The 13,011-nt window shown below is 47.4% G+C and carries 14 protein-coding genes; 4 read left to right on the forward strand and 10 right to left on the reverse strand.

Annotated features, from left to right (window positions below; translation table 11 throughout):
- Positions 1–2 precede the first annotated feature (2 nt).
- The 6 genes from EKM92_RS04245 to EKM92_RS04270 form a co-directional block, all read right to left on the reverse strand.
- The gene (locus tag EKM92_RS04245; protein ID WP_125708210.1) at positions 3–266 is read right to left on the reverse strand and encodes a hypothetical protein; all 264 of its coding nucleotides are present in this window, start codon (positions 264–266) and stop codon (positions 3–5) included.
- 77 nt (positions 267–343) lie between these two features.
- Positions 344–934: an NAD(P)H-dependent oxidoreductase gene (locus EKM92_RS04250; RefSeq protein ID WP_125708212.1), complete on the reverse strand. Its 591-nt coding sequence runs from the start codon at positions 932–934 to the stop codon at positions 344–346.
- Positions 935–1,002: 68 nt separating this feature from the next.
- Positions 1,003–1,548 carry a Crp/Fnr family transcriptional regulator gene (locus EKM92_RS04255; protein WP_125708214.1) on the reverse strand — a complete coding sequence of 182 codons (546 nt, stop codon included), beginning with the start codon at positions 1,546–1,548 and terminating at the stop codon, positions 1,003–1,005.
- Positions 1,549–2,179: 631 nt separating this feature from the next.
- The gene (locus EKM92_RS04260; RefSeq protein ID WP_125708530.1) at positions 2,180–3,349 is read right to left on the reverse strand and encodes a PIN/TRAM domain-containing protein; all 1,170 of its coding nucleotides are present in this window, start codon (positions 3,347–3,349) and stop codon (positions 2,180–2,182) included.
- Positions 3,350–3,384: 35 nt separating this feature from the next.
- Positions 3,385–4,764 (reverse strand): DNA repair protein RadA, encoded by a 1,380-nt coding sequence (gene radA, locus EKM92_RS04265; protein ID WP_420812560.1) that lies wholly within the window; start codon positions 4,762–4,764, stop codon positions 3,385–3,387.
- Between the two features lie 58 nt (positions 4,765–4,822).
- Complete coding sequence (locus EKM92_RS04270; protein ID WP_125708216.1) at positions 4,823–5,365, reverse strand: dCTP deaminase/dUTPase family protein; 543 nt, start codon at positions 5,363–5,365, stop codon at positions 4,823–4,825.
- 101 nt (positions 5,366–5,466) lie between these two features.
- On the opposite strand from EKM92_RS04270, the gene EKM92_RS04275 reads away from it, so the two are divergent.
- Complete coding sequence (locus EKM92_RS04275) at positions 5,467–5,751, forward strand: GNAT family N-acetyltransferase (protein WP_125708218.1); 285 nt, start codon at positions 5,467–5,469, stop codon at positions 5,749–5,751.
- A gap of 53 nt (positions 5,752–5,804) precedes the next feature.
- Positions 5,805–7,145 carry a C1 family peptidase gene (locus tag EKM92_RS04280; RefSeq protein ID WP_125708220.1) on the forward strand — a complete coding sequence of 447 codons (1,341 nt, stop codon included), beginning with the start codon at positions 5,805–5,807 and terminating at the stop codon, positions 7,143–7,145.
- A 75-nt stretch (positions 7,146–7,220) separates the two neighbouring features.
- On the opposite strand, the gene EKM92_RS04285 is transcribed toward EKM92_RS04280, so the two are convergent.
- Positions 7,221–7,910 (reverse strand): 2,3-bisphosphoglycerate-dependent phosphoglycerate mutase, encoded by a 690-nt coding sequence (locus EKM92_RS04285; protein WP_125708222.1) that lies wholly within the window; start codon positions 7,908–7,910, stop codon positions 7,221–7,223.
- Positions 7,911–8,055: 145 nt separating this feature from the next.
- Between EKM92_RS04285 and EKM92_RS04290 the strand changes: the two genes are divergently transcribed.
- Both EKM92_RS04290 and EKM92_RS04295 read left to right on the forward strand, forming a co-directional pair.
- Positions 8,056–8,886 carry a GHMP family kinase ATP-binding protein gene (locus tag EKM92_RS04290; protein ID WP_125708224.1) on the forward strand — a complete coding sequence of 277 codons (831 nt, stop codon included), beginning with the start codon at positions 8,056–8,058 and terminating at the stop codon, positions 8,884–8,886.
- A gap of 155 nt (positions 8,887–9,041) precedes the next feature.
- A complete protein-coding gene (locus EKM92_RS04295) occupies positions 9,042–10,253 on the forward strand; it encodes a chloride channel protein (RefSeq protein WP_125708226.1) in 1,212 nt (403 codons plus the stop codon).
- A 35-nt stretch (positions 10,254–10,288) separates the two neighbouring features.
- Here EKM92_RS04295 and EKM92_RS04300 read toward each other — a convergent pair whose 3' ends face one another.
- From EKM92_RS04300 to proB, 3 genes are all read right to left on the reverse strand, one after another.
- Positions 10,289–10,531 carry a hypothetical protein gene (locus tag EKM92_RS04300; RefSeq protein WP_056963816.1) on the reverse strand — a complete coding sequence of 81 codons (243 nt, stop codon included), beginning with the start codon at positions 10,529–10,531 and terminating at the stop codon, positions 10,289–10,291.
- Between the two features lie 322 nt (positions 10,532–10,853).
- Positions 10,854–12,095, reverse strand: a complete 1,242-nt coding sequence (locus EKM92_RS04305; protein ID WP_125708228.1) for a glutamate-5-semialdehyde dehydrogenase — start codon at positions 12,093–12,095, stop codon at positions 10,854–10,856.
- A gap of 11 nt (positions 12,096–12,106) precedes the next feature.
- Positions 12,107–12,922, reverse strand: coding sequence for a glutamate 5-kinase (gene proB, locus EKM92_RS04310; protein ID WP_125708230.1), 816 nt, complete (start codon positions 12,920–12,922; stop codon positions 12,107–12,109).
- Positions 12,923–13,011: the final 89 nt, after the last annotated feature.

Here is a 13,011-nt window from a genome sequence, read left to right on the forward strand (position 1 = left end):
GGTTATTTTTGTTTCCAGGTCCCATCGGCTTGTCGTTCGATTTCGATGACCTGTTTGGTTTTGTTATCATAAACCTGCATTGTCGAAGGCGTGTCTTTGAAGCGACTGGGATAAACTGCGTTGCCGTTTTTATCCCAGATCTTCACTTGATCGCCGCCTTGGGCTTGAAAACTGCGGTAAGCAGTGAGGCAAGCGACGCTGATTGCAAACATGGCGATGATCGCGAGCATTACAGGGATCGGTTTAAGGGAGCGGTATGCTTTCATCAGTGGGCGCCTCCATCTGGGTGTCATGTCAAAGATAACTTTAATATATCATGACTGGATTGCTGACACTACTATTTTTACAACGCGGCATCGATTTTTTCAGCTTGGGCTAACCACTGTTGGCGCTTGTTGTCGCTAGATTTCTTGACCATATTGCAACTGAACCATTGCACCTGTTTCAACCCCATTTTCCGAAACGTCCCGCGAATCAGCGCGCGTTGGATCGCATCGCCAAACACAAAACGGTACAACGCTTTGGGTGTATTCATCGTGGTCATGATCGTGGTGGACTTCAAATTGGTGAGCAGCGAAGTCATGCCAGTGCCGCCTTTGGTGTAGTCAAAGGTTTCACCAGGAAAGACGACTTTATCGATGAAGCCTTTCATCATCGCTGGCATAAGTTCCCACCAAATCGGGAACACCAAAATCAAATGATCTGCTTGCTTCACTCGTTCAATATAGTCAACGGCTTGTTCATCTTGCGCCTTGTGTTTCAAAAAGCCGATCAAGTCTGCACTGTGCATCACTGGATCAAAACCATCTGCTTCTAAGTCGATGACGTCGACTGCATGACCTTGTTGTTGGGCGCCTTGTTTTGCGGCTTCCATCAAGGCGTGGCAGAAGCTGCCGGCATATGGGTGAGAGGTAACGATTACTGTTTTTGTCATTTTACTGACCTCCATTTAGTTGATGACAACAGCATATCGTCAACTTTGAAGGCCAGCATTAACCTTTGTTAATTCGCCTGATCTTTTTTCACGCGGTTGCGGATCCGCGACAAAGATACTGGTGTAATCCCTAAATAAGTGGCGAGCTCAGATTGCGGGACGCGTTTCACTAACGCCGGATCACTGACTAACAAACTGCGATAGCGCGTTTCTTGCGATTGTTCGATCCGATTCAAAAAATATTGCATGTAGTCAATGAAGCGATGGGCAATATGATCAGTAAACGCAGCGATCATTTCTGGATCAGTTTGCAGACGTTGGCGCAACAAGTTGCCATCGATCACTTGCACTGTCGTCGGTTCGATGGCAGTGATGGCAAATAGACTCGGCGTTTTTAAATAGAAGCTTTCAAACGATGCCACGGCTTGTTCTTCAAAGAAAAACTGTAAGGTAATGTCGCGGCCATCGTCGTTATGCCATAATCGCACCGCGCCTTGTTCAATATAAAATAAGCTTTGTGCCTGATCGCCTTCGCGCAGCAGATCCTCGCCCACGGCAAAATGCCTGACATGACCCATTGCTTTGATTTGCTCGAGATCATCCGTTAAATTCATCGCCAACGCCTCCAATTCGTTGGTTCGATTATACCTTGAATGCAGAAAATCCTCAGTAACACCCAGAATTAAATAACAAAATAAATATCTGATTATAAATGTTAGGGGCTACTTTCGGCGGTGAAATCTTGATATGATTTTACTAAGCAGAAAAGTGAACAGAGCGGTGACCTTTCAGTACCAGAAAGGAGTGGATGCCTATGCAACCTGTGGCAGAAGCAAAATCTGGGAAAGGAGTGTCTATATGTCGGTGGCTATTTACATAGTCACAGTCGTGGTCCAACAATGCGACCAGTCAGTTTCGATCACTGATTGGATTACATCATTGGCAGCGTTGCTTGCGTCAGTAGCGCCGTATTGGCTTGCGATGCGTCAGACTTGCAAAAAGTCGAAACGAAAAAACGGCAGTAAAAAATCGCGCTGATTATACTTTGACCAGTACGCGCGATTAGCTTTAAAATAATTTGTGCTGATGGTTGCCGGTTTGAAAACTACCTGCTGAGGAGAACTTTTCCGGCGTGGTGTTGGCGCACCACGTTTTTTCTATGTCATCATTCTAGCATGAACCTCAAACATATTGCAACGTATAGAATAACAAAAAGGCTCGACATCTAGTCAAGCCTTCATGACATCAGCGACGCTTAGGCGCTGATTTACTCTCTTTTCCCGCTTTACCAGCAGGCTTTTTCTCTGGACCATCTTTTAATGATTTCTGCTGATGCGCAGGCTTTGCAAAAACCATGCGGCCGGCGGCGGTTTGAATTGCTGAGGTGACGATCACCGCTAATGGTTGATTGATGTAGAATTGCCCATCTTCAACCACCACCATGGTGCCATCTTCAAGGTAAGCGACCCCTTGCTGACGTTCGGTCCCTGCTTTGATCACTTTGACCGTCATCCCTTCGCCTGGTAACACTTCAGGCTTTAAGGCATTGGCCAAGGCGTTAATGTTTAACACTGGGACATTTTGGAATTGGGCGACTTTGTTTAAGTTGTAATCGTTCGTCATCACGATCCCGTCAAGCATTTTGGCGAGCTTCAACAACTTGGAGTCGACTTCAGTCATATCTTCGAAGTCCCCATCATACATTTCCACATGTAAATCAGGATCTTCTTTCATATGATTCAAAATGTCTAACCCGCGGCGGCCGCGCCCACGCTTCAAAGCATCTGCAGAATCAGAGATCAGCTGCAGTTCATGCACCACAAATGTCGGCACCAACAGTGTACCTTCGATAAACCCAGTTTTAGCGATCGCTTCGACGCGACCATCAATGATCACTGACGTATCCAGCAATTTATATTTCCGGAAGTTATCCCCTGCTTTGCGCTCAAGGATATCGCCAGATTCTGCGGCTTTAGGTTGTTGACGACGAATGCTTAACAACTTCCGCCACTCGTCGCGACGGGTCGTTCCCATCCGAAACCCCATATAACCTAAAAACAACATCAAAATGATCGGAATCAAGGCCCCAAAAGGATTGGGTAAATTATAAAAGGGAATCGAAATAATGGCAGCTAACACCAATCCGATAATGGTCCCTAAACTTCCGAACAACAGATAACTTGGGGATTGTTTCCCCAAGAAAGTTTCCACTTTCTTTAACTCGCGAATGATGAAACCGGCGGACATTTCCGCTAAGATCAAAAAGATCAGCAGTCCCAACAGCGCATCGACCAAGGCATTGTTGATCCATGTCGAATTTTCAAGATTCAACAAGTCCCACAATGCTGGCAGAAATCCTAAGCCTAAGCCGATGCCGACTAGGCCAAATACTAAGGCGATCACGCGTTTTTTCATCATGCAAGCCTCCTTTCAAATTTTTCTTCTCAATATCACGCAAAAACTCGTTGTAATGCCTCTGCAATGCTTGTGACACCGATTACCTCAATCTTATCACGAGACGTCCATCCTTGCAGGTTATTCTTTGGGACAAAAATGCGTTTAAACCCAAGTTTTGCCGCTTCTTTGATGCGATCTTCGATATGATTGACGCGCCGCACTTCACCAGTCAACCCGATTTCCCCGACGAAACAGTCAGTCGGTGAAATTTCTTTGTCACGATAAGAGCTTGCTAATGCCATGGCCACAGCTAAATCGATCGCTGGTTCATCCAATCGCACGCCACCAGTGGCTTTCAAATAAGCATCTTGGTTTTGCAACATGAGGTTGGCGCGCTTTTCAAGTACCGCAATGATCAACGACACTTTGTTGTGATCGATCCCGGAACTGGTCCGCTTGGCATTACCATATTGCGTTGGCGTCATTAATGCTTGAATTTCCACCAAGATTGGTCGTGTGCCTTCCATCGATACCACCACTGCAGAGCCAGTCGCCCCAGCCAAGCGTTCGTCCAAGAATAATTCACTGGGATTGGCGACTTCTTTGAGACCAGATTCATGCATTTCAAAGATCCCAATTTCGTTGGTCGAGCCGAAACGATTTTTCACTGACCGCAACATGCGATAAGTGTGGTGCATATCCCCTTCAAAATACAACACGGTGTCGACCATGTGTTCCAAGATCTTAGGTCCGGCAATTGCCCCTTCCTTGGTGACATGCCCAACGATGAAGATCGTGATCGTATTAGACTTGGCGATCCGCATCAATTCCGCAGTGACTTCACGAATTTGGGCCACTGACCCAACTGCAGAACTCATTTCCGGCACATTCATCGTTTGCACCGAGTCGATCACCACATAATCAGGATGCATGTCGTCGATGGCTTGAGTGATGCTTGGCATATCTGTTTCTGGATACAAATACATCCCAGACTTCCCGACGCCAAGGCGGCCGGCACGCATTTTAATTTGGCTGGCAGACTCTTCACCTGACACATATAACACTTTGCTGCCTTCATGGGCCAAAGTTCCAGACACTTGTAGCAACAAGGTTGATTTCCCGATGCCAGGATCCCCGCCGATCAAAATCAAACTCCCAGGGACGATCCCACCGCCAAGTACGCGGTTGAGTTCGCCAAGGCCGGAGCCAATGCGAGTTTCTTTTTGAATTTCGACTTGATCTAACCGTTGCGGGCGAATTTGATGACCATCGCTAGTATGACGCGGTGCCGCTTGTTTGGCAGCGGCAGGGGCGGCAACGACTTCTTCTTCAATGGTGTTCCAAGCCCCGCAGTTAGGGCAACGCCCTAAATAAGACGCAAAGCTGCGCCCGCAGTTACTGCAGACATAACGGGTGGTGGTTTTTGCCATCATCAACACCTCCTATTAATAGATTACGCAAAAAAGCGCTGAACCATTTTTGACAAAATAATTACTTCACGCCAGTTGAGCCAAAGCCAGCAGTTCGTTGGTTCGCATTGCCGAGATCACCGTCTGCTAATAAGTAAGGCATGAAGATCCCTTGGCCGATGCGTTCGCCTTTGGCAATGACCACATCGCGCGGTGAGCAGTTGACCATTTGAATGAAGATCTCACCTTCGTTGGATGGGTTATTATAATAATCGGCATCGATCACGCCGATACCATTGGGGATCACTAATCCCCGTTTCAACGGATTCGATGAGCGGTTGGCTAAGATCAACACTTCGTTAGGTTGCATGTAAGCTTTAATGCCAGTTGGCACCAAAAGTGGCTTCAAAATACTCGACGCGCGCTGCATATCATCAGGCGTCAATGGGTGTTCGTTTTTGATCAAGCGAAATAAGCGAATAAAGTCATAGCGCCAAATCGACTTCAATACGAAATCTTCCCGCGCAAAAAAGTCATACCCGGCGGCGTTGGCAGTTTGACGTTCTGGGAGTTTTAATCCTTGATCTTGATAGGCGGAAACAATTTCAAATCCTCGTTGCGACATAACATCCTCCAAAATAATTTCTACTATCTAGTATCTTACCACGTCGTCAGTTGAATTCAGTGGCTAGAGGCTTTAAAATTAAAGTAAATCGGAGGTGCATTATGGAATTCCAACATGAACCAAATCGCATTTTCAACGAACAAGATGGCAAATTACTCGCAGAAGTCACGTTTCCTGACATTGATGACCAATCATATGTCATCGACAAAACCTATGTCGACGATTCCTTGCGTGGCCAAGGTGTGGCAGCACAGTTGATCAAAGCCGTCGTCGATCAAGCCCGCGCCGAAGGCAAAACCTTAGAGCCGCTGTGCACGTATGCCCGGCATGCGTTTGACACCCATCCAGAATACGCAGACGTGTTGCGCCCCACACCTGAGGCTTAATGTGGTAAAATAGTCTCATTGTTTTAATATTTTTCTCATTGAGGAGGCATTTCATGTCAACTGCAATTACTGCTGCAGATCTTGCATCTTATCAAAAAGCCTTAGAAGCCACTCCAGGTTCTAAAGCATTACAAAAAGCGGTGATGAATAACGGCGTTTTAAAGTCCGCTGAATCCATCGAATCGCAAACCAAAATGGACCAAACCTTCTCCATTGATTTGTCCACTGGCGCCGTTGCCAACCAAAAGCAATCTGGCCGTTGCTGGATGTTTGCCGCATTAAACACCATGCGTCACGGCATTCAGGCTCAATTCAAGATCAAAGACTTTGAACTTTCCCAAAACTTCACCTTCTTCTGGGACAAATTTGAAAAGTCCAACTACTTCTACGAAAACGTCTTAGCCACTGCTGACCAACCATTGGATTCTCGCAAAGTCGCTTTCTTAATGACCACCCCGCAACAAGACGGTGGCCAATGGGACATGCTGACGGCGTTGATCGACAAATATGGCATCGTACCAAAGTCTGCAATGCCTGAAACCTTCTCCTCAAGCGCTTCTCGTGAACTCAACTCAACCTTGAACTTGAAATTGCGCCATGACGCCGTTGCTTTGCGGAAATTAGTCGCTGATAAAGCATCCGATGCTGACATTGCTGACGCCAAGTCGAAGATGTTGTCTGAAGTTTATCGCATTTTAGCTTACACCTTAGGTAACCCACCAACTGAATTTGACTTTGAATACCGCGACGATGATAAAGCTTATCATATCGATCGCGATTTGACGCCAAAGACCTTCTACGACAAGTACATCGGCTGGGACTTGGATCAATATCAATCCATCATCAACTCCCCAACTGCTGACAAGCCTTACAACCACTTATACACCGTGGAAATGTTAGGCAACGTCATCGGCGGTCGCGAAGTCCGTCACTTGAACCTTGAGATCAACGATTTCAAAGCTTTAGCCATCAAGCAGCTTGAAGCTGGCGAATCCGTATGGTTTGGTTCTGATGTCGGTCAATCTTCTGACCGTAAGATCGGGATCTTAGATACTGCGATTTATGATGAAGACAGTTTGTTTGCCACTGACTTCACTATGTCTAAAGCAGAACGCTTGGACTACGGCGAATCGTTGATGACTCACGCCATGGTCTTAACTGGTGTAGATATTGTTGACGGCAAGCCAACCAAGTGGAAGGTCGAAAACTCATGGGGCGATAAAGTCGGCGAAAAAGGTTACTTCGTCGCTTCTGATGCTTGGTTTGACGAATTTGTTTACCAAATCGTCATCAACAAGTCCTTCTTATCCACTGACTTAAACGACACCATCAAAAAAGAATACGATCAACCAACTGTTTTAGCCCCTTGGGATCCAATGGGTGCGTTGGCTTAATCATTTGAGAAAATAAATGCAGCTGTGGTTGCATTTATTTTTTTGGCCTGAAACGCAAAAACTCGCGCACTGACATCAGTGGGCGAGTTTCGTGTCTAAAACGGTTTTATCTAAAATATTGAGTTTATCATCTAGCGTATATACGATCGGTTGCGCGTTAGCGACTTCCACTTGATCAATGCCAGTATCGGAAATGTTTTCCAAATACTTGATCAACGCCCGCAACGTTGAACCATGGGCAACCACTAGTTGATTCTCCCCTGACATCAGCCGCGGTGCCAACTCTGCTGTCCAGTAAGGCACTAAGCGCACCACGGCATCGGCTAAGCTTTCACCGCGGGGAACAATACTTTTCGGATAGGCGTGATAGCGACGCGAGCGACTGGGATTCACTAACAACGGTGGGCGACCATCAAAGCTGCGCCGCCACACGGCCACTTGTTTGGCGCCGAACAACTTACGGGTCAAATCTTTGTTGATGCCGCGCAATGCGCCGTAGTGTCGTTCGTTCAACCGCCAAGATTTGGTGATCGGCAACCAATTGGCGTCGAGTTCGTCTTGAACGATATATGCGGTTTTGATCGCGCGTTGCAACAAACTGGTATGGACATGATCGACTAAGATGCCAGTTTCCGCCAATGCGCGGCCAGCTGCTTGTGCTTGTTGCACCCCAAAGTCAGTCAGCGGTACATCTGACCAGCCAGTGTAAGTATTTGAGAAATTCGCAGCACTTTGACCATGCCGCAATAAAATAAGTTTGACCATATCGTCCTCCTGAACCTTATAATTGTACCATTTTTCAGTAAAATGAAAAAACGTCTGGAAAATGAGATTATTATTAGATATACTATGTGTAATTTCATTTTAGTTAACGCGTGACGATCACGCGTTTACGAAAGGAGGACGACTTATGCGGATTCACGTGCCAGGCGTGATCACGTCCCGCTCACCATTGGGACAAAATCTTGCCACTGCCATTACTGCAGGATTAACTATTGATATTCAAGAAGAAGCGCTTGATTGGCAAATCGATCACAACGAGGCAGCGTTAGCTCACGACGAAAGCAATATGATCGTATCAGTTGCTGACAGCGTCGCCCCAGGTTTATTGCCTCATCGCTTGGTGTTGACCACTGATCTTCCGGTTGGCGTCGGCTTAGGCGGCTCCAATGCTGCGACCATCGCTGGGATCTTGTTAGCCGATCAATTAGCAGATTTGCATTTGAGTCAAGCCGCAATCATCGAAACTGCTTTGGGTTATGAACCTTTTCCTGCTGCTTTACATGCTGCGTTACATGGCGGCATGCAAACTTACGATCCGCGCACTGAGCGCCTTGAGCGCCAGGCAGTCCAAGCGTTGCAATGGGTGATCTACACACCTGATCGATTTGTCGAGGCAAGCGTGCCAAGTCATTACACCGGCCAAAATATCAACGCGGCAGACTATGCGCGCTTTACTAAGGCTTTAGCCAAAGCCGATGATAACTACTTACGCAGTCATTTGCCGTTAGAGCCTTTGCAAACGCAAGTGACCCCAGAATACTTCCCACAAGCGGAAATGGTCAATCGTGCCGTCATGCAATGCGGAGGTTATGGTTGCTTTGTTGCCGGCAACGGCCCTGCTCTTGTATGTTTAGCACCGTTGAAAGCCACGCGCTTTGTCGACCTTTTGCATCACAGCTTAACCGCTGGTCAATTACTGGTCACTGATGTCGATACCACTGGCGCAACCATCAGTTGATCACCGAATGATCCCCTACCTGTTCATTATGGTGGGGGATTTTTTGTGAGCAGGATAGTTATGCACAAGAAACTCCTATTTTCATCATCTGGACACAAGTTTTTGCCACTATTATGCTTGTAAGGTTGTGGTTTTGAAAAAAAGTAGGAGGATCCATGCACAAACGGTTGATCATTTGGGGATATGGCTTGTTGATGAGTCTACTGATCGGTAGCGGCTTAGGTGGCTTTTATTTGTTGCAAGGCGCACTAATCGAATTGATCGGCATCGGCCACGTGGTACGGCCTGTGTTTAATGCCTTGTGGATCTTCTTGATCGGGGTGCTGATTTTTTGGATCCAACGCCGCTTCACGCAACTCCCAAAGCCCTTGGGACAAATTCGTGCCGACCTTAAAGCCACTGGTACCAGTGATTACCGCTTCTTACCATTACAATTTCTATTGCCGGCGTTGATCTTAACTTCTGGCACTAGCCTCGGTCCTGAAGCCACGTTAGTATCCACCACTTGTTTAGGTGGGATCTGGTTGTTAGATAAATTGCGCTATTTGGAAGTGAATTGGAATCACTTATCCACCAGTGCACGGCTACATGCGATGCTGGAAGTTAATCACAAGTTATTAAGTCGTTCAAAAACGCAACGTTTGAACAGTTTATGGACACCACTAACCCTCTGCTTCTTTGCTGCCGGCGTCTTAAGCTTTTATCTCACCTGCAAATTCGGTGGTGAACCGTCAGTGATCGTTTATCTCGGTCGCTCCGCGTGGCAATGGCGTGAATTGCTGTGGCTAGTCCCCATTTTTATTGGTGGGCGTTTGCTTGGTCGCCTTGAATTGTCACTGATGATCGCGCTGAGGAAAATCTTACTGGGACGCATTCACCGTGATTGGTCACTGTTGCTGATCGGTGGCATCGCCATTTATGCCGCCAGCATTTGGCTACCAGCAATTAATTGCTCTGGCATGGCCAACTTTCATTTGTTAGCCGGTAGTTGGCAACATCATTCGACTGGTGCTTTATTATTAGCCTCTGGATTGAAGTTGGGACTCCTGACGATTTGTTTGAATACTGGTTGGATCGGTGGGGATATTTTTCCGGTATTGTTTTGTACGACAGCGCAAGCGATCGCTTTGAGTTTTTGGTTGCCACTTGATCCGATGTTTGTGATCGCTGTGTTTGCCATCGCTGCCGGTGGCACCATTCTTGAATCTCCTTTAGTCGCCGGTGGCGTGATGGGGATCATGTTTTTGCCGCCGAATTTATTGCCGATTTGTGTGGTGGTCATTGCCTTGCTGATGCTTTGCGATCATTTCACGCAACCACATTGGGTCCGCTTCAGCGATGCGGTGCATCACATGCTGACTGCATAAAAAAAATCCTGCCATCGCTGGTAGGATTTTTTTGATTACTTCTTTTCTTCTGGCTTTGGTGGAATAACGGCTTTGCCACCTTTTAAAATGTGCTTGTAGTTGATGACGGTTTTGCCTTTGAGGTCTTCGACCAACATGGCATCGGCATCATCAAAGCTGTCGATGGTCAACATTGCAGAGTTGACATACAACTTTTGCACTGTGCCTTTAAAGCTCAGCGGAACATTAGCGCTTTTGCGCACGGTGACCAAATCACCCACGGCGATTTCTTCTGCCATAACTGTGTATCCCCCTAAAAATGATTTAGTCTATTATAACACACTTAGCCCACTGCTTCGTCAACTGCAATATCGATTGCTGCCGGCTGCATTGCGTCAAGGCTGATCACCATGCGAAACAACAATTCGGACGGATCACGACGATCGCTGAGTGGGCATCAAGCTTAGTCATTTGGCCGGTAAAATCAAACAACAAATTGCCATTGGCGGGACAACGCACCAACAGCCTGGTGTGAGTTCATTCATTGTGGTGCCTGCGAGTGGTTTACCTTAACTGTCACCACTTGTAGGCACCACAAGCCAATCAGATGCTTGTGAAATTCTACGCGCGAACTTGCCCATCACCGAGAATTTGATATTTGATCGTTGTCAACTGCGCCAAACCCATAGGACCACGGGCGTGGAGCTTTTGCGTCGAAATCCCGATTTCCGCTCCGAAGCCAAATTCAAAGCCGTCTGTGAATCGCGTGGACGCGTTCACATAGACACAAGCCGCATCAATTTGCCGTAAGAATTGTTGGCTCGCAGCATAATCTTCGGTGATGATGGCTTCAGAATGCTTGGTATTATGCGCATTGATGTGTTGGATCGCTTCAGTTTCGGAATCGACTACTTTCACTGCCATGATCAAATCGTTATATTCCGTATCCCAATCAGCGTCAGTTGCTGGGATCATATCGGAAACGATCGCACAAGCACGCGCATCCCCGCGCAACTGCACGCCATGGCTTTGCAGCGCTTTGGCGATAGCTGGTAAAAAGGCTTCCGCCACGTCTTGATGAATCAGTAATTTTTCCGCAGCGTTGCAGACACTCGGCCGTTGGACTTTGGCATTGACCGTAATATCGATCGCCATTTGCAAGTCAGCCGCTTTGTCGACGTAGATATGACAGTTGCCGGCACCAGTTTCGATCACCGGCACAGTGGCGTTTTTCACGACTGCTTGAATCAAGCCGGCGCCGCCGCGTGGGATCAGCACATCGATATATTGATTAAGATGCATCATTTGATTGGCAATTTCATGACTTGGGTCTTCCACTAACTGCACGGCAAGCGCTGGCAAGTCCACTGACTTCAATGCTGCCTGCAAAACTTTGACCACTGCCATATTAGAACGCAAGGCTTCTTTGCCGCCGCGTAAGATCACCGCATTGCCTGACTTCAATGTCAAACCTGCAGCATCAGCAGTGACATTGGGACGCGCTTCATAAATAATACCGACCACACCTAATGGGACGCGTTGTTGAATGATCAACAATCCAGCTTCATTGCGCCAAGCTTGATCAGCTTTGGCTGTCGGGTCTTGTAAACTTGCGAGTTGTCGCAAACCAGTCGCCATGTCTTGAATGCGTGCTTCAGTCAACGTTAAGCGATCTAAGAACTTGCTGTTTGCTGCAGCCTGCACGTCTTGGGCATTAGCGGCTAAAATTTCCGGCGTCCGGGTGATCAAAGCATCTGCCATCGCCATCAACCCACGGTTTTTGGCGGCATTATCCAATTGCGCCAAAACGCTTGCGGCATCTTGGGCTTGTTGTCCTAAAGTAATCAAATCAGCTGCTTGCATGAGTTTCCCTCCTATGCGTTCACTGCGGTATTCTTACCAAACCAAGTGCCAACATCTTCGCCAGCTAACACTCGCAAAATCACCCGGGGATCGGCACCACTACATAACACCATCGCTTTGCCAGCTTGCATCATCGTTTGCGCGGCTTTGAGTTTGGTGACCATCCCACCAGTGCCAAAGCGCGTAGAACTACCACCGGCTGCTTGCAAAATATCTTGACTGAGGTGAGTGACAGCTTCAAGTTTGCGGGCATTTTGAAATTTATGCGGATCCGCATCATACAAGCCATCAATATCTGACAACACCAACAATAAGTCAGCACCGATACGACTCGCCACTAACGCTGACAACTGATCATTATCACCAAAGGTCGTGCGATGATCCATTTCATCAACCGCCACCGTGTCGTTTTCATTGATGATCGGCACCACTGAACGTTGTAGCAACGTTTCCAAGGTGTCGAGCACATGCTGACGACTCACCGGATAGTCAAAGGTATCATGCGTCAACAACATCTGTCCGACTTGGGTATCATAGTCGGAAAAACGTTGAATATACAACCGCAACAATTCCCCTTGACCAACTGCCGCGATTGCTTGTTGTTCGGCAATGGCAGCCGGTCGTTCGGCAAGATGGAGTTTATCCAGTCCGACCCCAATGGCACCGCTAGACACCAATACCACTTCATAATCTTGATTATTCAACGCCGCTAGCGTGTAGGCCAAGCGGTCGATGGTTTGCAAGTTGACCTTGCCATTTTTGTGGATCAAACTACTGGTCCCGATTTTCACCACGATCCGGTGACAATGTTGCAGACTGCGAATCATACGTTCCTCCTGAGCCAAAAAGCGTGCCTTCGATCGAGGCACCCAAATTTGGGCGGTACCATCCTCGTTCGAAGCCACGCTTCACACTT

Source organism: Lacticaseibacillus porcinae (genome assembly GCF_003946305.1).
GTDB lineage: Bacteria > Bacillota > Bacilli > Lactobacillales > Lactobacillaceae > Lacticaseibacillus > Lacticaseibacillus porcinae.

Bases quoted from the DNA above. Each gene is read 5' to 3' on its own strand.
- EKM92_RS04285 (WP_125708222.1), bottom strand. From the start codon at position 7,910: ATGGTCAAACTTATTTTATTGCGGCATGGTCAAAGTGCTGCGAATTTC.
- EKM92_RS04300 (WP_056963816.1), bottom strand. From the start codon at position 10,531: ATGGCAGAAGAAATCGCCGTGGGTGATTTGGTCACCGTGCGCAAAAGC.
- EKM92_RS04255 (WP_125708214.1), bottom strand. From the start codon at position 1,548: ATGAATTTAACGGATGATCTCGAGCAAATCAAAGCAATGGGTCATGTC.
- EKM92_RS04295 (WP_125708226.1), top strand. From the start codon at position 9,042: ATGCACAAACGGTTGATCATTTGGGGATATGGCTTGTTGATGAGTCTA.
- radA (WP_420812560.1), bottom strand. From the start codon at position 4,764: ATGATGGCAAAAACCACCACCCGTTATGTCTGCAGTAACTGCGGGCGC.
- EKM92_RS04245 (WP_125708210.1), bottom strand. From the start codon at position 266: ATGAAAGCATACCGCTCCCTTAAACCGATCCCTGTAATGCTCGCGATC.
- proB (WP_125708230.1), bottom strand. From the start codon at position 12,922: ATGATTCGCAGTCTGCAACATTGTCACCGGATCGTGGTGAAAATCGGG.
- EKM92_RS04270 (WP_125708216.1), bottom strand. From the start codon at position 5,365: ATGTCGCAACGAGGATTTGAAATTGTTTCCGCCTATCAAGATCAAGGA.
- EKM92_RS04275 (WP_125708218.1), top strand. From the start codon at position 5,467: ATGGAATTCCAACATGAACCAAATCGCATTTTCAACGAACAAGATGGC.
- EKM92_RS04305 (WP_125708228.1), bottom strand. From the start codon at position 12,095: ATGCAAGCAGCTGATTTGATTACTTTAGGACAACAAGCCCAAGATGCC.
- EKM92_RS04280 (WP_125708220.1), top strand. From the start codon at position 5,805: ATGTCAACTGCAATTACTGCTGCAGATCTTGCATCTTATCAAAAAGCC.
- EKM92_RS04260 (WP_125708530.1), bottom strand. From the start codon at position 3,349: ATGAAAAAACGCGTGATCGCCTTAGTATTTGGCCTAGTCGGCATCGGC.
- EKM92_RS04250 (WP_125708212.1), bottom strand. From the start codon at position 934: ATGACAAAAACAGTAATCGTTACCTCTCACCCATATGCCGGCAGCTTC.
- EKM92_RS04290 (WP_125708224.1), top strand. From the start codon at position 8,056: ATGCGGATTCACGTGCCAGGCGTGATCACGTCCCGCTCACCATTGGGA.